Origin of the sequence: Paenibacillus vortex V453, from assembly GCF_000193415.1 — a bacterium.
Taxonomy (GTDB): domain Bacteria; phylum Bacillota; class Bacilli; order Paenibacillales; family Paenibacillaceae; genus Paenibacillus_AQ; species Paenibacillus_AQ glucanolyticus.
Map to the genome: position 1 here is coordinate 16,058 of NZ_ADHJ01000020.1, position 18,661 is coordinate 34,718.

General features: G+C 49.9%; 19 protein-coding genes and 1 other annotated feature (1 of these 20 only partly in view). Of the genes, 18 read left to right on the top strand and 1 reads right to left on the bottom strand.

Annotation, left to right across the window (positions count from 1 at the left end):
• Positions 1-379 precede the first annotated feature (379 nt).
• The 18 genes from ribD (at position 380) to PVOR_RS11960 (ending at position 16,630) form a co-directional block, all read left to right on the top strand.
• Positions 380-1,480, top strand: a complete 1,101-nt coding sequence (gene ribD / locus PVOR_RS11875; protein WP_006209419.1) for a bifunctional diaminohydroxyphosphoribosylaminopyrimidine deaminase/5-amino-6-(5-phosphoribosylamino)uracil reductase RibD — start codon at positions 380-382, stop codon at positions 1,478-1,480.
• A gap of 27 nt (positions 1,481-1,507) precedes the next feature.
• Positions 1,508-2,176 (top strand): riboflavin synthase, encoded by a 669-nt coding sequence (ribE, locus tag PVOR_RS11880; RefSeq protein WP_006209420.1) that lies wholly within the window; start codon positions 1,508-1,510, stop codon positions 2,174-2,176.
• Between the two features lie 45 nt (positions 2,177-2,221).
• A complete protein-coding gene (locus PVOR_RS11885) occupies positions 2,222-3,460 on the top strand; it encodes a bifunctional 3,4-dihydroxy-2-butanone-4-phosphate synthase/GTP cyclohydrolase II (protein ID WP_006209421.1) in 1,239 nt (412 codons plus the stop codon).
• Between the two features lie 255 nt (positions 3,461-3,715).
• Positions 3,716-4,183, top strand: coding sequence for a 6,7-dimethyl-8-ribityllumazine synthase (ribH, locus tag PVOR_RS11890; protein ID WP_006209422.1), 468 nt, complete (start codon positions 3,716-3,718; stop codon positions 4,181-4,183).
• Positions 4,184-4,248: 65 nt separating this feature from the next.
• Positions 4,249-5,040: a segregation and condensation protein A gene (locus PVOR_RS11895; RefSeq protein ID WP_006209423.1), complete on the top strand. Its 792-nt coding sequence runs from the start codon at positions 4,249-4,251 to the stop codon at positions 5,038-5,040.
• Entirely contained in the window at positions 5,009-5,614 is a 606-nt protein-coding gene (gene scpB, locus PVOR_RS11900; protein WP_006209424.1) for an SMC-Scp complex subunit ScpB, read from the top strand. Before PVOR_RS11895 ends, scpB begins: the two co-directional genes overlap by 32 nt.
• A 192-nt stretch (positions 5,615-5,806) precedes the next feature.
• Positions 5,807-6,487 (top strand): DUF2953 domain-containing protein, encoded by a 681-nt coding sequence (locus PVOR_RS11905; RefSeq protein ID WP_006209425.1) that lies wholly within the window; start codon positions 5,807-5,809, stop codon positions 6,485-6,487.
• On the top strand, positions 6,460-6,903 hold the full coding sequence (gene ytfJ, locus PVOR_RS11910) for a GerW family sporulation protein (protein WP_006209426.1): 444 nt from the start codon (positions 6,460-6,462) through the stop codon (positions 6,901-6,903). Before PVOR_RS11905 ends, ytfJ begins: the two co-directional genes overlap by 28 nt.
• A 198-nt stretch (positions 6,904-7,101) precedes the next feature.
• On the top strand, positions 7,102-8,289 hold the full coding sequence (locus PVOR_RS11915; RefSeq protein ID WP_036636808.1) for a D-alanyl-D-alanine carboxypeptidase family protein: 1,188 nt from the start codon (positions 7,102-7,104) through the stop codon (positions 8,287-8,289).
• Between the two features lie 60 nt (positions 8,290-8,349).
• Positions 8,350-8,982, top strand: coding sequence for a nucleoside recognition domain-containing protein (locus PVOR_RS11920; protein ID WP_006209428.1), 633 nt, complete (start codon positions 8,350-8,352; stop codon positions 8,980-8,982).
• A gap of 6 nt (positions 8,983-8,988) precedes the next feature.
• The gene (locus PVOR_RS11925) at positions 8,989-9,522 is read left to right on the top strand and encodes a spore maturation protein (RefSeq protein ID WP_006209429.1); all 534 of its coding nucleotides are present in this window, start codon (positions 8,989-8,991) and stop codon (positions 9,520-9,522) included.
• A gap of 146 nt (positions 9,523-9,668) precedes the next feature.
• Entirely contained in the window at positions 9,669-10,007 is a 339-nt protein-coding gene (locus PVOR_RS11930) for a hypothetical protein (RefSeq protein WP_006209430.1), read from the top strand.
• Positions 10,008-10,028: 21 nt separating this feature from the next.
• Positions 10,029-10,784, top strand: coding sequence for a pseudouridine synthase (locus PVOR_RS11935; RefSeq protein ID WP_006209431.1), 756 nt, complete (start codon positions 10,029-10,031; stop codon positions 10,782-10,784).
• Between the two features lie 195 nt (positions 10,785-10,979).
• Entirely contained in the window at positions 10,980-11,438 is a 459-nt protein-coding gene (locus PVOR_RS11940) for a redoxin domain-containing protein (protein WP_419144507.1), read from the top strand.
• Entirely contained in the window at positions 11,435-13,138 is a 1,704-nt protein-coding gene (resB, locus tag PVOR_RS11945) for a cytochrome c biogenesis protein ResB (protein ID WP_006209434.1), read from the top strand. The genes PVOR_RS11940 and resB overlap by 4 nt, the downstream gene beginning before the upstream one ends.
• Entirely contained in the window at positions 13,125-14,378 is a 1,254-nt protein-coding gene (ccsA, locus tag PVOR_RS11950) for a cytochrome c biogenesis protein CcsA (RefSeq protein ID WP_006209435.1), read from the top strand. The genes resB and ccsA overlap by 14 nt, the downstream gene beginning before the upstream one ends.
• Positions 14,379-14,478: 100 nt before the next feature.
• The gene (locus tag PVOR_RS11955) at positions 14,479-15,195 is read left to right on the top strand and encodes a response regulator transcription factor (RefSeq protein ID WP_006209436.1); all 717 of its coding nucleotides are present in this window, start codon (positions 14,479-14,481) and stop codon (positions 15,193-15,195) included.
• A 1-nt stretch (position 15,196) separates the two neighbouring features.
• Positions 15,197-16,630, top strand: coding sequence for an ATP-binding protein (locus PVOR_RS11960; RefSeq protein ID WP_006209437.1), 1,434 nt, complete (start codon positions 15,197-15,199; stop codon positions 16,628-16,630).
• A 120-nt stretch (positions 16,631-16,750) separates the two neighbouring features.
• Here the strand turns inward: PVOR_RS11960 and serA are convergent, their stop codons facing one another.
• Positions 16,751-18,343, bottom strand: a complete 1,593-nt coding sequence (gene serA / locus PVOR_RS11965; RefSeq protein WP_006209438.1) for a phosphoglycerate dehydrogenase — start codon at positions 18,341-18,343, stop codon at positions 16,751-16,753.
• Positions 18,344-18,539: 196 nt separating this feature from the next.
• Positions 18,540-18,661 (bottom strand) — a binding site (T-box leader) (it continues 109 nt past the right edge of the window).

Consider the following 18,661-nt stretch of genomic DNA (forward strand, 5'->3'; position numbering starts at 1 on the left):
CATTGGCGGCAGCAAGTGCAGTCGTGTCTATGCACAGATCGTGACATGCGTTATGTGCAGGTTTTCACATGCGAATCAAAGCAGGCTTTGGCGATTATTTGTTGTCGCTGTGTATGGCTTTGAGTTGTTTGTTGTAGGCAAAACCTGCGTTCATGACGGTTATTTACCTTGTCATCCTTTAACTTCTATCAAGCCCTGTTCCGGATTCTTCTGAATCTGAAGCAGGGCTTTTTTAGATATCAGAGAGTATGCCCCCTTTGAAACAGGGGCTTTTATGATATCGAAAGACCAATTACTGCTAACTGCAGTCTAACAATGTGGAATGTACATCGATCACTTTATTTTTTATGGAGGTTGTGAGAGGGGGCCCATGTGTACCATGGATATCGTCAACGATGAATTCTATATGTCACTTGCACTGGACCTGGCCGAACGTGCTCAAGGACAGACGGGTATCAACCCGGTTGTCGGCTGTGTCATTGTGAAGAATGGTGCGCTTGCAGGAGTGGGAACCCATCTGGAGCGTGGAACCCCGCACGCCGAGATTCATGCTTTGAACATGGCCGGAACCAAAGCGGCTGGCAGCACGGTGTATGTGACGCTGGAGCCTTGCAGCCACTACGGAGCGACACCTCCTTGCAGCGAAAGGTTGATCGCCGAAGGGGTCAAGCGGGTGGTCGTGGCGTGTGAGGACCCGAATCCGCTCGTTGCGGGCAAAGGCATCCAGATGCTGCGGGCAGCCGGAATCGAGGTCGTGACAGGGATCTTGAGAGAACGTGCGCTTCGCTTAAACGAAGCCTTCATTAAATTCATTACGACGGGTCAGCCGTTCGTCACGTTGAAGACAGCAAGCACGTTGGATGGCAAGATTGCATCGAAAACCGGTGACAGCAAGTGGATATCGAGCGAAGAATCCAGGGAGCTAGTTCACACACTTCGTCATCGTCATCAAGGCATTATGGTCGGGGTGTCCACGGTTATTGCGGACAATCCAAGCCTGACAACGAGACTGAGTGTTGGAGGGCTGCATCCGGTCAGGATCATTGTGGACTCCAGCCTGCGAATGCCGCTTGATAGTCATGTGGTATCGGACGGAACGGCGCCCACATGGATTTTGACAACGGAGCAGGCAGATGAAGGCAAGCGGACATTGCTGGAGGAGCGGGGAATTCAAGTGATCCCATGCGGGGAAGGTCCGCGCGTTGATCTGAAGGCGGCCATAGCGAAGCTCGGCCAGATGGGCATTTCCTCGATTCTGCTTGAAGGAGGCGGCACACTGAACGGCGCCATGCTGGAACAGAAGCTTGTGGATCGGCTTATCCAGTTTATTGCCCCAAAAATCATTGGAGGGTACGATGCTCCGGGGAATTTCATGTTTAGCGGTTATGAGCAAATGAACCAAGCCATCGTGCTGACAGGGCTTGAAAGTAAAAGACTGGGCGACAATATTTACATCACCGGCATTCCGGTCTGGATGTAAGACATCGGGAAGGAAGGAGGGAAGCCTGTGTTTACGGGATTGGTTGAGGAAATAGGTGAGATGAGGCGAATTGGCCGCAAAGGCGAAGCCATGCTGCTGAGCATTTCGGCCAGCCGGATCATGGAGGATTTGAAGCTGGGTGACAGCGTTTCGGTCAATGGCGTATGCTTGACTGCAACGACGATAGATCGAGGGATATTTACGGTTGACGTGATGCCGGAAACCTATAGAAATACCAACCTTAAGGAGCTTCAACCAGGTGGAAAGGTGAATCTTGAACGGGCAATGGCGGCCGGAGGCAGATTCGGGGGCCACATCGTCCAGGGACATGTGGATGGAGTCGGCGTGATTCGCAGCGTGCAGGCTGATCAGAATGCGGTGGTCTATGAGATTGCACCTTCGCAAGATGACTTGTTTAAATACATCATCCCCAAAGGCTCGGTTACACTGGATGGAATCAGCTTGACCGTTGTGAAAACAACGGATTCCTCCTTTACGGTTTCCATCATCCCCCACACGCTGGCCGAGACTGTGCTGGCCTATAAAAAAGCGGGCGATACGATTAATATCGAATGCGACATTCTTGGTAAATATGTGGACCACTTGCTGCATTACGGCTCGGAGGGTGCGGGCAGCAGACGTGGGCCGAACCCGGGAATCAGCAGGGATTACCTTGCCGAGCATGGATTTGCCTAGCTGATATTCATACAGGTATCTCCATGAGAAGAAGGAGGAGTAGCAATGGAAGAGCGCTTTTCATTTCATACCATCGAAGAGGCGTTATCAGATTTGAAGGAAGGCAAGGTTGTCATTGTAGTAGACGATGAAGACCGTGAGAATGAAGGGGACTTCATCGCACTTGCCGACAAGGCAACTCCGGAAGTCATTAATTTCATGATTACAGAAGGCCGGGGGCTGGTATGTCTGCCGATGACGCAGTCCCGGGCACAGGAGCTTGATCTTAAACCGATGGTTACCCAGAACACGGACTATCATGGAACGGCCTTTACGGTTTCTATTGATCATAAGCATACCACGACAGGCATCTCCGCTTATGAACGGTCCGTGACCGTTCGGGGCATCATGGATTCAAGCGCAACCGCGGCTGATTTTCGCAGACCGGGGCATATGTTTCCCCTTATAGCCAAAGACGGCGGAGTCCTTCGCCGGGCCGGCCATACAGAGGCTGCTGTAGATCTTGCCAGATTAAGCGGGTCCTATCCTGCCGGGGTCATCTGTGAGGTGATCAAGGAGGACGGTACAATGGCACGACTTCCGGATCTGGTGGAGATTGCCAAGAAACATGACTTGAAGCTGATCAGCATCAAGGATCTGATTCATTACCGCAATGAGAAGGAAAAGCTTGTCCAGCGAGAGGTATCTGTACGGATGCCTACCGATTTCGGCGTGTTCCAGGCTGTTGCCTATACCAACGATGTGGACAATAAAGAGCATATTGCCTTGGTGAAAGGGGAGATTGACGGCAGCGAGCCTGTCCTGGTGCGTGTGCATTCCGAGTGCCTGACAGGTGATGTGTTTCACTCCCATCGCTGTGACTGCGGTCCTCAATTCGAGGCGGCACTCCGTCAAATCGATGAGGCGGGAAGAGGCGTTCTTCTCTACATGCGTCAAGAAGGGCGCGGCATTGGCCTGATCAATAAGCTGAAAGCTTATAAGCTGCAGGAAGAAGGTCTGGACACGGTTGACGCGAACCTAAAGCTTGGCTTTGCCGCCGATTTGCGGGATTACGGCATCGGAGCTCAGATTCTGAAGGATCTGGGCGTAAGGCAGATCCGCCTGCTGACAAACAATCCGCGCAAAATCAAAGGCTTGGAGGGCTATGGCTTGGAGGTCGTGGAACGCGTGCCGATCCAGATGCCGGAGAACGAGGATAACACCGGCTATCTTCATACGAAGCAAGCGAAGCTCGGTCATATGCTGAAATTCGATGATATCGAGCAGAACGAGAGCACCAACTAATCACCAACAAAATAATAGGTCAATCTGGTTTTTTGGTTGCTTCTTAGATAGACCGAGCGAAGAGGACGGAATGCTGCTGGAGAAGCGTTAGCGGTCGCCTTTAACTCCTGATTTCCACCTTGGAAAATAAATCCTGAAATCAGGAGTTAACAGCGATCGGAAGCAGCAGCCGTCAGCGCAGCGGGCTTCAAGGAGCAATTGTAAACACCAGTGAGACCTTATATAAACTCCAATCCGAAAGGAAGTCATCCCATTATGGCAACAATATTTGAAGGTAAATTAGTATCCGAAGGTCTGAAATACGGTATTGTCGTGGGTCGTTTCAATGAATTTATTACCAGCAAGCTGCTGAGCGGCGCACTCGACGCATTGAAGCGTCACGGAGCCCAGGAGAATGAAGTCGATGTGGCCTGGGTGCCGGGAGCGTTTGAAATCCCGCTCATTGCCCAGAAGATGGCAGAAAGCGGCAAATATGATGCCATTATCACCCTGGGAACCGTCATCCGCGGCTCCACTACCCATTATGATTATGTGTGCAACGAAGTGGCTAAGGGCGTATCGGCCATTAACCTGAAGACCGGCGTACCTACCATTTTCGGTGTGGTAACAACCGAGAATATCGAACAAGCCGTGGAGCGTGCGGGAACGAAAGCCGGTAACAAAGGCTGGGATTCAGCCATGGCGGCCATCGAAATGGCAAACTTGACGAAAAGCCTAAAATAGTGCTTATTTAATGTAGTGCTCTTTTTCAGAGCACTGCATTTTATTTTTTGGCGGGAGGATTCACCGTGACCGTATTATACAAGCTGGAAACGTTTGAAGGACCGCTCGATCTGCTGCTGCATTTGATTGATAAAGCGGAAATCGACATCCAGGATATCCCCGTCAGCGAGATTACCGAACAATACATGGCCTATTTGCACAATATGCAGGAGCTGGAGCTCGAAATTACAAGCGAATTTCTGGTAATGGCTGCAACGCTGCTGTCTATAAAGAGCAAGCTGCTGCTTCCGAAGCCCCCGGTTATCGAAATGGACGAGTTCGATTTTTATGATGAGGACGACATGGATCCGAGAGCGGAGCTTATACAGAAGCTGATCGAATATCGCAAATACAAAGGCATTGCCCGCCATCTTCATGAGAAGGAATGGGAGCGGAGTCTGATCTACTCCAAGGAAGCGGAAGACCTCACTCCTTTTATGCCTGAGGTGGAAGAGAACCCGGTGCTGGGGCTGCACATTTCAGATTTGATCAGTGCTTTTCAAAAAGCGTTAAACAAAGCAGTCAAACGTACATCGTATGCCCGTATTCAGCGGGATGAAATATCGGTAAAGGATCGGATTCGTCAAGTCATGGATGCCCTGGAGCAAGTGGGACCGGGAGGACGTGTGCTGTTCTCCAAGCTGCTTCACGAAGAGATGGAACGGCATGAAATCGTAGTGACTTTCCTGGCCATTTTGGAATTGATGAAAATGAAACAGATATTGTGCTATCAAGAGAAGTTGTTTGAAGATATTGTCATGGAGTGGAGAGGGGAAGAACGTGTTGATGGATTATCCGAAGCTGAAATCGATTATTGAGGGGCTTCTGTTCCTATCGGGGGAAGAGGGCTTGTCGGTAAGGCAAATTGCTGAGATCACCGAGCAGTCGGATGGCCTGGTTGGCGAAGCGCTTGAGGATATGAAGGAGGAGTGGGAGCGTCAGGAGCGCGGAATTCAGATTGTTCAAATCGCGGGAAGCTACAAAATGGCTACATTGTCTGAGCATGCGCCGTATTTTGAACGCCTGGCCTATTCGCCTTCACGGTCTTCACTGTCTCAAGCAGCGCTGGAAACACTCTCCATCGTTGCCTATCGGCAGCCGATTACGCGCGTAGAGATTGAAGATATTCGCGGCGTTAAGTCCGAGCGGGCAATTCACACCCTTGTCAGTAAAGGTTTGATCGAGGAAGTCGGGCGAGCGGAGGCGATTGGCAGACCCATTCTGTATGGTACAACCAAATCGTTCCTCGAATATTTCGGACTTGCCAATATCAAGGATTTGCCGGAGCCGTCGCAGTTTGAGGATACCGATAATCTGGAAGAGGAAACGCAGCTGCTGTTTGATAAGCTTGATGGTCGTCAGCTTACATTTGATGATGTGGAGGAAAGCTAGCCATTATTCAATATTATAAGCCTTAAGTAAGAGCTGATCCTGGGCGTGGTGAATTCACCGTCCGGGATTTTTTTTGTATTGAAAGTACATGAAATCGGGAACCTGGGATAGTTTTCGCATCATTTTGAGGAGATTTTGCCATACTAAGCCAAGCGGATTACATTTTACTAAGTTCGTTTTGGGGGTTACTTTGTGAGGGTTTGGATTTTTCTGGCGGTCGGTCTGGTTGTCCTCCTCATCGTATTGCTGATCGTTGTGCTGAGTTCCAAGATAACGATTAAGCTGGATGTGGTTCTAAGAAAAGATGAATATAAAGCGTTAGCGGAACTTAAGATGATTTTCGGTTTGATTACGCGCAAATATGAAGTCCCCTTTCATCTGGCCAACGGTGGCATTGAATATAAGAAGGAGACCGTTCCCGGAGAACAGGGGATCCCGTTAGGTTCTAACAAGGAGAAGATTTCTTCAAGCAGAACCATTCGATACAGGGATTATGTGCGGGCATTATTATCGACGAAAGGTCTTAAAAAATGGGTTAAGCAGACGATGGCGGCGGTTCATCTCATGGATGTCCGATGGTCGACGCGGATTGCCTTGGAACATGCGGCAGATACGGCCGTTGCAACCGGGATGCTGCATGGGGTGAAGCATACGCTTCTTGGATGGATGTCCCACCGTTTAAACATGAAGGACATGCCTCAAATCGATGTAGTGCCGATATTTAATGGCCCGCCGCAAATTTCCACTGAACTATACTGTATAGCGAAAATCTCCTGCGGAAAAGCTATGTATGCTGGACTGGTACTTATAGTTCGCGTGTTAAAGGTGAAAGGAGGAGTTAGATCATGGCAGAACACCCTATTCAAGGCTTGATGCAAACGGCAATGGAGAACATCAAGGGAATGGTGGACGTAAATACGATCGTTGGCGACCCCGTTAATACACCTGACGGCAGCGTAATCTTGCCCATCAGTAAAGTGGCCTTTGGTTTTGCAGCTGGCGGCAGCGACTACAATGTTGAAGCCGGTGGCACACACCATCATTCCACAGACGGGACGCATAGCGACCATATTTCCCATCCTTTTGGCGGAGGCAGCGGCGGTGGCGTATCCATCAGACCGATTGCTTTTCTAGTCGTAGGAAAAGAAGGCGTGCACATCGTGCCGCTGGATAACCAGACCCATCTGTTCGAACGGATCATTGATTCAACCCCGTATTTGCTTGAGCAAATTCAGTCGATGTTTCAAACAGGCAACAGCACTGGCACAACACCACCGCCTGCGTACTGATTGGAGCAAGCATATCCCTTCCGTTCCTAACGGAAGGGATTTTTGCCGTTAAGATGATGCGTGCAGGAAAACCTCCTCTAAATAAAGCCCCATGGCAACTGTATAAATCCGTCGATAGACGTTTCTCTGATGAATTGGACATACCTTAAGCGAAGGCGACATATACTTGTACAAGATTTCTGAACACCGGAGGATAAGATGATGAAAATGAAATGGAAAAAAGGCAAGTCCTTGTTATCCATGTTAATCGCTGTATGCTGCTTGCTGGTTACGATTGCGCCCGTGGTGTATGCAGATCATGAGAAAGGGCCAGCGAACCATGCTCAGGCCGCAGCGCTGATCGATGTGACTTCCGGGAGGATGCTTTACAGCAAGAACGGAGATGAGCGCTTAAGAATCGCCAGCCTGACAAAGATTATGACAGCCATTGTGGCGATTGAGCATGGCAAGCTGGACGACCGTGTCAAGATCTCCAAAAATGCTTTTGCCAAGGAAGGCTCCTCTATCTTTTTGAAGCTAGGCGAGGAGATGACCCTTGAGAATTTACTGTTCGGCCTCATGCTTCGTTCGGGTAACGATGCCGCTACAGCCATTGCCGAGCATGTCGGCGGTACAGAGGAAGGCTTTGTGATGCTGATGAACGAAAAGGCAGCCCAGCTTGGCATGACGAACTCGCATTTCATGAACCCGCATGGACTGGATCATGACGAGCATTACTCTTCGGCTAATGATATGGCCAAACTGACGGCTTACGCACTCAAGAACCCTGTTTTTAGCGAAATTGTCAAAACACCAACCAAAAAAGCGCCTAATCCAAACGAGTCATGGGACTACAAGTGGGACAATAAGAACAAAATGCTTCGTTTCTATGAAGGGGCCGATGGTGTTAAAACTGGCTACACCAAAAAAGCATTCCGCTGCCTGGTGAGCTCCGCCACCCGGAATGGCCAGCAGATTGCAGCGGTAACGCTGAACGATGGTAATGACTGGAACGATCATTCCAACATGCTGGATTACGGATTTGCCCATTTTCCTCTAAAGAAGGTTACCGAAAAGGGGCAGAAAATCCAGGGATACACCCTTGTCACGGGAAGTTCCTTCACCTATGCGTTTGCGCATGATGAGGAGAGTCGCCTGGTGAAGAGACTCGTTCTGCATAAAGCGACTGCGCCGGATGTTTCGTTCGGACTTCGCGGCCATATTGAACTGCTGCTGGATAACGTCAGCATCGGTAAAGTTCCTGTTTACGAAGAAGGAAGCAGGCTTCCTGAAACCCCGGACGTCATGCAGAAGTCCAGAAGCACATCCGGACCGCTGGGTTCGTTGTCATTATGGCAGTCGGCCGGAGAAGTGATCAGGCATCTGTTCAGGGCCAATCATAACTAGTCTTCGCTGAAGAGTTGTTTACACTCTCATGCAGCGAGGCATCGAACTGGGGGCGAAGAGATGATTAATTTGATTTGGATGGGGATGATACTGGTCGGGTTTGGTTTTGCGGCTATTAACGGGAACATTGACAGCGTCACAAAAGCCGCATTTGACGGAGCTCAAACAGGGGTGACAGTCTCCTTCGGTCTGATCAGCATACTGGTGTTCTGGCTTGGCATGATGCGGCTGGCAGAAGATTCGGGCCTGCTGAAAAAGGTTGCCAAGCTGCTGGGGCCAGTTGTTCGCTTTCTGTTCCCGGATGTGCCCAAGAATCATCCCGCGATGGGTTATATACTGTCAAATATGAGCGCTAATTTGTTCGGTCTGGGCAATGCGGCAACGCCGATGGGAATTAAAGCGATGCAGGAGCTTCAGAAGCTGAATCCGGACAAGGAGACGGCTTCTCCAGCAATGTGTACGCTGCTTGCATTAAATACAGCCAGCATTACGCTAATTCCCACCACGCTGATCGCGATCAGGCTGAATTATGAATCGGCCAATCCTTCAGAGATTGTAGGCACCACGTTATTGGCTACAGCCGTTGCTACTGCGGCAGCAATTATGGCTGACAGGTGGTACCGCAGACGCACGATTCGTCGCCAGAAGGCGCCGGGAATCGGTACAAGCCTGGGCCCGGACGTAAAGGGGTGATGAACTTTGCTGTCTTGGATTAACCTCGTATCCGCATGGTCCATTCCCGTCATTATCGCCTTCATTCCTCTGTACGCTTATACACGCAAAGTTCCCGTATATGAATCGTTTGTGGATGGAGCCAAAGACGGTTTCTCCACGGCGATTGGGATCATTCCGCATTTGGTCGGCATGATGGTGGCAATCAGTGTTTTCCGATCTTCCGGCGCGCTGGAGTTTTTTGTGGGCTGGACGGGCCCTTTTCTTCATTCATTGGGAGTGCCAAGCGAGATACTGCCGCTAGGCATACTCCGTCCCCTGACAGGCACCGGTTCACTTGCCTACACCACGGAACTGATCAGGGCATACGGCCCGGATTCCATGATTGGCCGGATCGCTTCGACTATACAGGGGAGCACGGATACAACCTTGTATGTGCTGACCGTTTATTTTGGCGCAGTTGGTATTCGCAACGGACGTTATGCGCTGAAGGTGGGGCTGTTCTCCGATTTGGTTGGGTTTATTGCCGCAATCGCCGTTTGTTTGCTGGTTTTTGGTTAGCCCTATATCCTATGGAGTGTGCGATGGTATGATAAGGTATGCAACAAGACGGGACGTTTTTCGATGTAACAGGACGTATGCCTATACCCTTGGTTTCACGGTGTCATATACTGCTGCAATTACGAATTGTAGTGGGGGTGGCGCAAGTGGAATTCGAGGGTTTTGTTATTCATCATACCGTATGCGAGCAGGAGCCGCCGAATTGGGATTTCAAGATCCACCCGGATGGGTCGGTTTCTTCCTCGTCTGTGCTGATGCGGCGGGGTCACATACACATCTGCCTGGAAGGAGACTTCAATCTCGGTTACGAGTCCATGAATTTGGATCAGAAAACCCAGCTTTTTACCGCCAGCAAAATCATTTTGGAGCTATCCAGGCTTCATGATATTTCTCCGCTATACTTATTTCCACACTCCGACTCCTGCCCTGGAGCACATTTTCCATGGAACGCGCTTGTGATTTATCCTGTCGATGGTTATCATTAGGGATGAGGTGACCTAACGAACATGGAGAGATTACAGAAAATTATGGCACAGGCCGGAGTCGCTTCCCGCCGCAAGTGCGAGGAATTGATTCTTGAAGGCAAGGTGCAGGTGAACGGAGAGACCGTTACCGAACTCGGCACGAAGGCCGATCCAGCCCAGGATATGATCACGGTTTCTGGCAAACCGATCAAGCATGAGAAAAAGGTATATGTCATGCTGAATAAACCGAAGGGAGTCATTACGAGTGCTTCTGATCCCGAAGGTCGAAAAATTGTATCGGATTATCTGAAGGGCATAAAAGAGCGCGTCTATCCGATTGGACGATTGGATTACGATACAGAAGGACTTCTGCTGCTGACCAATGACGGCGAATTTGCCAATCTGCTCAGCCACCCCAAATATCATGTGCCAAAAACCTATTTGGCTACTGTGAAAGGGGTGCCTCATGGCACTGAGCTGGACAAGCTGCGCCAGGGGATTATGCTGGAGGACGGCATGACATCGCCAGCCGAAGTGGAATACAAGGATGTTGATCCTGATAATAAGCAATCCGTTATATCCATCACCATTCACGAAGGCCGTAACCGTCAAGTGAGAAGGATGTTTGAGGCCATTTCCCATCCGGTATTGCGCTTGAAACGAATCTCTTACGGGGATCTGCTCCTACAAAATTTAAAACGTGGCTTGTACCGCCATCTAACAGCGGATGAAATCAACCAGCTCATGCAGATGGCCAAAGCCGCGAAGCCAGGCGGGAATCCGAAGAAAAAACGTTAAACCCGACACATAATATTCAAAATGGCGAGCGGCGTTTATGACAAATTTCGTTATAATTGTTCATAGGATGTTCACACCCGTAGTATACGATATGATGAATGTCATAGAAAGGAAGCTGCTGCTTTATGGGCAAATCGAAGAAAAGCGTACAGATTGTTATTCTGCTTGCCATCATCCTGGTCGGAGTGTACGCCGTTGTCAACGGTTGTATTCGGCTCTGACGAGGTTCCCAAAGTGGGACAGAAGGCAGCGGATTTTGAACTTCTAGGCATGGATGGCAAAGTACATACCATGAGTGAATATGAAGGTAAAGCCAGGGTTATTAATTTCTGGGGCACCTACTGTCCGCCATGCGTGCGGGAAATGCCGGCTCTTCAAGCTCAGTGGGAGAAATGGAGCAGTCAGGGCGTTGAGATCATTGGCATAAATGTGGGAGAGAACAAGATGACCGTTGAGAATTTTGTGGCTCAGACGGGAGTTCAGTTCCCCATCTTGATGGACCCTAAGCGGGATGCAGTTGCCAGCTTTGGCGTCGGACCCATGCCAACAACCTTCTTTGTTTCCGCCTCCGGCAAGATAGACCATATTCGTATAGGCGAACTGGATTTGAACACCCTTGACAAACAAATTGAACAGTTGGTGAATGCGAAATGAGTCAAGGTTCCAAGCCTTTGATCCAAAACACAAAGTGTGATTGCGGACACCAGAATCCGACGGGGACGGTCCTTTGCGAGGCATGCGGCAAGCCGTTGACCGAAGAAGCAGAGGCCCAGCCGGTTCTGGAAATGCGTTATGACGGGGTGGCCCGTCGATCACAAAAAGCAAATCCCGGTATTATTGATCGGGTATGGAATTTCTTTTCTTCGGTAAAGGTAGCCATTTATTTGATCTTGCTGACCCTGATTGGCTCCTCTTTGGGGACCATTTTTCCGCAAGAGAGCACATTCCTCAATATTGACCCCTCGGTTTATTACAAAGAGGAGTACGGGCAGCTGGGGCATATATACTACTTGCTCGGGCTGTCACATACATACACATCATGGTGGTTCGTGCTGCTGCTCGTCATGATCGGCGCATCGCTTGTCATCTGCAGTCTTGATCGTGTGCTGCCACTCTACAAGGCACTCAGCAGACAGCGTATCCCGAAGCATATGTCATTTCTTACCCGTCAGAAAGTTGTCTATCAAGGGCAGGTCGGGGAGGATGGAGCAGAGTGGGTCGAACGGGTGAAGCCGATAATCAAGAAGAAGGGCTACCGGGTTCGCACGGACGGCGGGACGCTTCTGGCAGAGAAGCAGCGGTTCAGTCGCTGGGGTCCTTATGTGCTTCATATCGGTCTCATTATATTCCTGCTTGCAGTTCTCGGACGGAATTTGCCCGGACTGCACATGGACGAGCACATGGCATTTCCCGAGGGGGAACCTGTGCACATCAAGAACACCAGTTATTATTTGTTGAATAATGGATTTAAGGTTGAATTCTACACGGAAGAGGATATGCCTGAAGAATTCAAAGGCAAGAACAAAGTGCTGCCAAAAGAATTCCAAACCCAGGCTGTTCTGTATATGTGTGAGGCCAATTGCGATGGACTGGATAAAGAGCCTCAACTCGTGGAATTGACACGCCATAACATTGAGGTTAATCATCCGCTCAATTACAAAGGGTTTAAAGCTTACCAATTCGATTATGACCTGACCCCGATTCTTCGTACGGTTTCGCCGGTGCTGGTTGATAGTAAGAGCGGTAAAGAATTTGGCAAGATTACATTGTCGATCAATGATCCCCAGAGGGAGTATCAGGCAGGGGAATATACGTTAACGCTTACACAATCCTTTACTGATTTTGGACTTGGCGATAACGGTAATCCGGTCAACCTGTCACCCAACCCGAATGCGCCTGCATTCTTATTTCTGATTAAGGGGCCTGATCTGCCGAAGGAAGGCATTCAATACTTCTACTTTCCCAAGCAGCTCGATAAGGAACGGTTCAATCAGGAAGCAATCAATGCACAGCTGGCGGGTGGGGAGTCGCTCGTATCGCTGGACGTGCTCAGCATGGATGATGTGGACTTTTCGGAATCTACGACGTATTTGAATATTCGTGTGGATAAAGCGATGCCATTCATATGGGTGGGTTGTTTTATCGGCATGATTGGATTGATTATGGGCTTTTATTTCACCCATCGCCGGATCTGGCTGCGTATTGATAACGAAACACTGACTCTCGGCGCACATACGAACAAAAACTGGTTTGGGCTTCGCAAGGAAATCTCCGCGATCCTCAAGCAAATGAATATCGAAGTCGATGAAAAGTCATTGGAGAATAACAGGGGGAGTAAGGATGAATCTAATTGAGTTTAGCGGCGACGCCTTTATTGTAGCCTTTACCTTATACTGCGCGGCATTCATCATGTATGCACTTGCCGTTATGGGACGCCGGTTCCGTAAACGGGATCCGGAAGCTCATTTGGCTAAGTGGGGCAAGATTGCATTTGTTACAGCAACGATCGGTTTAATCGGCCACTTGCTGTACTTCTTTACAAGATGGGCAGGCTCGGGGCATGTGCCTGTCAGCAACATGTATGAGTTTATGTCCTTCTTGTCGATGGCCATCATGATTGCTTTTCTTGTCCTTTATTTTATCTACAAAAAATCGCTGCTCGGATTGTTTGCATTGCCGCTGGCTATACTGATCATGGCTTATGCAGCCGTATTTCCGCAGCAGGTACAGCCGCTCATTCCTTCGCTTCAATCCTACTGGCTGGGGATTCACGTGACATTGGCGGCGCTGGGTGATGCGTTTTTTGCCGTCGGTTTTATAGCCGGATTGATGCACCTGCTTCGTACCGTTAACTTTAGCGGAACTGACAAGGGCTCGCGCAGGGAACAGCGCTGGCTTGAGCTCTGTATGTTTGCCATCGTGGTACTGATCGGATTTATTTTGTCGGTATACAGCTTCCGTGCGGGCGGATATCAGGCCGAGTTTAATCAGACATTGGTTGACCCGAAGACAGAAAATAGTACAATAGTAAAAGTGGAATATAACATGCCTCCACTTGTTGCACCGTATAAGAGTGAGACGGAGAGTATGCAATCCTTCCTGGGCATGAAATCTCCGCTCATGGAAGCTCCGTCATGGATGCACGGGGTGAATGCAGGACGGAAGCTGAATACAGTAATATGGTCGCTGCTCAGCGGTTTGATCCTGTACGGTCTGCTCCGTCTCATTCTGCGCAAGCCGCTGGCGAAGTTCATCCAGCCTGCGCTCGGCAGACTGGATCCGGATGATCTGGATGAGATCAGTTATCGCGCCATTGCGATTGGTTTCCCGGTATTTACGCTCGGCGGACTCATATTCGCCATGATCTGGGCGGAAATTGCCTGGGGCCGATTCTGGGGCTGGGATCCAAAGGAAGTATGGGCGCTTATCACCTGGCTCTTCTACAGCGTATATCTCCATCTGCGGCTGTCACGGGGCTGGCAGGGCAAACATTCCTCCTGGCTGTCCGTTATTGGCTTTATCGTTGTCATGTTCACGCTGGTGGGCGTTAACTTGATTATTGCGGGCCTGCACTCTTATGCCGGAACCGATTAATGGTTAACTTAATAGCAATGAATTAACAATCAGAAGGGCCCTTTCCTATTCAAGAGGGCCACTTCTGATTTTCCCTATAAACATGAAGGAGCTGCTGCCAATGTCAGAGCACGGAAATCGTATCCTTGTTGTAGATGATGAAGAACGGATTCGTCGATTGTTGAAGATGTATCTGGAGAAGGAAGGTTATGAAATCGAAGAGGCGGAGGATGGGGAGACCGCGCTTCGCAAAGCCAGCTCAGAAGATTATGGACTTGTTATTCTGGATGTCATGCTGCCCGGCATGGATGGCGTCGAGGTGTGCACGCGTCTTCGTCAGGTGAAGTCTACGCCGATCCTGATGCTGACTGCCAAGGGCGAGGAGATCAATCGCGTACAGGGCTTTGAAGTGGGGGCCGACGATTATGTCGTGAAGCCGTTCAGTCCGCGCGAGGTTATCTATCGTGTAAAAGCTATTTTACGCCGGTCTTCAGCGACTGCCTACCTGAGCAAGGAAACGAATCCAAGCAACAGCATCGTATTCCCGCATCTCGTCATAGAGCACGACGCTCACCGCGTGACGGCAGGAGGACACGAAATCAGCCTGACGCCGAAAGAATACGAACTTCTTCACTATTTGGCATCCTCGCCAGATAAAGTGTTTTCTCGTGAAGAACTGCTTAAGGATGTATGGAATTATGAGTTCTTCGGTGATCTTCGCACAGTGGATACCCATGTGAAGCGATTGCGCGAGAAGTTGAATAAGGTATCCTCCGATTCCGCAGCGATGATTACAACCGTATGGGGAGTAGGCTACAAGCTGGAGGTACCGAAGTAACGTGAGTTTCTGGAGATCACTTGTCGGCAAGCTGTGGATTACGATAACCTGTTTGGTTGCGTGCGTACTGCTGACGCTCGGATTATTTTTGCTGCCGTATATCGACACCACGTTTGCGAATTCGGATGCCATCAAACGTTTATTTACTTATGTGGCGATCATCGGATTCTCGATGACCACCTTTTTTGGACTGTTTCTGTTAACCAAGATCACGCAGCCCATGCAGCAATTGATTGAGGCTGCCAATGATATTCGGAAAGGGAAATACGGAACACGATTGAATCTGGTAACCAGTGATGAGATCGGTGAATTGGCCAATACGTTTAACCATATGGCAGCCGAACTGGAGACAAATATTCGTAATTTGAACCATGAGAAGGAGCATCTGTCCAGCGTGCTGAGAAGTATGAGTGACGCGGTCATTACCTTTGACCATCATGGTCAAGTTATACTGGTGAACCCGCCCGGACAGGAAATCATGAAGACCTGGAAGGGACTGCAGTGGGATGATGAGCTGCAAGGGGGCGGCTGGGCCGCTGATGTAATGCCGAAGCCGCTGAGCGAGCTCTATTACAGCACCGTGAACGAAGGCAGGGACCAGAGTGCAGACCTGCATGTCAAGCAGGGGATATGGTCGGCCCATATGGCCCCGCTGTACGCGGACGATATGATCCGGGGCGCTGTTGTCGTGCTCAGGGATATTACCGAGCAGGTGACCCTGGAGAAGATGCGTACGGATTTCATTGCGAATGTGTCACATGAAATCCGGACACCGCTGTCGATGATGCAGGGTTACAGCGAAGCATTGCTTGACGGCATGGCGGCTTCGCCGGAAGAGAGCAGGGAGCTTATCCAGGTCATCCATGAGGAATCTCTACGGATGGGACGCTTGGTGAAGGATCTGCTTGATTTGACACGCATGGAAGCGGGACACGCGGAGTTGTCACTGAGGAAAATGGATGCCGGTGAATTGTGCGAGCGGGTATACCGGAAATTCGCCGTGCGTGCCAAGGAGCGGGAAATTGATCTTCAGTTGAATAAACTTCATCCGAATCTGATGCTTGAAGCAGCAGACGAAGATAAGCTGGAGCAGGTGCTTACGAATCTGCTGGATAATGCTTTCCGTCACACCCCTTCAGGCAAACAAATCCAGATCACCGCAGACCGGATCACCCTTTTGGACGATGAAGCACTTCAGGTGAAAATCTGCGACCAGGGTGTCGGCATTCCACCCGAAGATCTGCCCTTTGTTTTCGAACGGTTCTATAAGGCGGACAAAGCGCGTGTAAGAGGTGAAACGGTGGGTACCGGTATTGGTCTCGCCATTGTGAAAAACATCGTGACTGCGCATCACGGAACGATTAACGCAACGAGTGAGGTTGGCAAAGGCACCATATTTACGATGATCATTCCCATAAAAGCGGTAGAATCATAGGGAATGCCCGCACAAAAGAAAAAACACGCTCACATGGAGCGTGTTTTTTTGTTGAAATAAAGGGGTTAATCTTGTTCTACGTGGAACATCGACTAACCCGCGTTTATCTGAATCAGTTGTTTAGCCCAGTGCAATTTGTTGCGCGGTGTTCAGTTCTGCCAGCCCTGTGAGTTTGATCAGAACATCTTTAGGCACGTCCTTATCTACGGTCAGAAGCATGATAGCCTCGCCGCCGATGACTTTACGGCCCACCTGCATGGAGGCGATGTTGACATCGTTCTCGCCGAGCAGCGTCCCGACACGACCGATAATGCCCGGTTTATCGTTATGCGAGATCAGAATCAGATGACCTTCCGGCGAGATATCGACCGGGAATTTGTCAAGGCGGACAATCCGTTCCCCATAACCGAGAAGGAGTGTACCGGCTACAATCCGCTCCAGACCGTTTTGGGTTTTAAGCGTAACGGTAACCAGATTGGTAAAGTCTTTCGTTTTTGGTGTTTGAGATACAACGACATGCAGATCACGGCTTTTGGCCAGGTGCATGGAGTTTACAATGTTCACTTCGTTTCCGAGATGACGCTCAAGCACGCCTTTTACGATGTAGCGTGTCAACGCTTGGGTATCCACTTCAGCCAGCTCGCCCGCATAGTCGACATGAATCTCCTTCACAGCGTGCGCGGTAATTTGCGCGGCCACACTGCCGAGTTTCTCACCGAGGGAGAAGTATGGCTGGAGTTTGTTCATGACGCTTGCTGCTACAAGCGGGAAGTTGACGGCATTCTTAAACGGCTCATTGCGCAAAATATGCAGCACCTGCTCCGATACATCGATGGCTACGTTCTCTTGAGCCTCAATCGTAGATGCACCCAAATGCGGAGTCACGATCACCTTTGGATGGGTCAGGAACGGATGGTCGCTTTCCGGCGGTTCATGCTCGAATACGTCAAAAGCAGCTCCAGCTACAATGCCTTCATCAATGGCTTCGACCAGTGCGCGCTCGTCGATAATACCGCCGCGTGCACAGTTCACGATACGCATGCCGCGTTTCATCACTTCAAACTGCGGTCTTGCGATCATGTGGCGGGTCTCAGGAGTAAGCGGAGTATGGACCGTAATGAAATCCGCATTGCGGATAATGTTATCCACCGAGGAGAGACTCACGCCGAGTTTGTCTGCACGCTCCTCCGTTAAGAACGGATCAAAGGCAAGTATGTTCATGCCGAATGCCTTGGCGCGTTTGGCAACCTCGCTGCCGATTCGTCCCATTCCCATAACGCCAAGCGTTTTATTGCGCAGCTCGACGCCGAGGAAGGATTTGCGATCCCAGGATCCGCCTATAGTTTTTGCATAGGCTTGCGGGATATGGCGGGCAAGGGCAATCATCATAGCAAAGGTATGCTCGGCCGTTGTAATCGTATTGCCATCCGGAGCGTTAATGACAACGATACCGCGCTTCGTAGCAGCTTCCAGGTCAATATTGTCCACACCGACACCAGCCCGGCCAACCACCTTGAGGTTTGTTCCTGCATTCATAATGCGTTCTGTTACACGTGTCTGACTCCGTACGAGGAGTCCGTCGTATTCTCCGATAATGGCAGTGAGCTCATCTTCACTGAGCCCGGTTTTTTTGTCTACCTGCACATCGGCAGCATCCATCAACTGCTGAATCCCCAAATCACTGATCGGATCCGATACCAATACTTTAAACATGGTTTCTCTTCCTCCTTAAGATTCTCTATAAATGCGGTACTGAAATATTGAATAAGGATTACGCTTGGCGCGCATTCCGTTATACACGTTCAAAGATTGCCTAGTAAAGCCAGAAGAATTCTATACAGGTTTGACGCGGTGTCGTGACAAAGAATCAGGAACATAAAAAACTCTCAATCCGCATACTACTTCCGTAGTAAGGGACGAGAGTTATTCGTGGTGCCACCCTTATTCGCTGCTGTCTTGCTGCAGCCTCAAGCGGTCTGTTCAGACCATGATTGGTAACGGATATCATCCGATTTACGCCTACTTCAATGT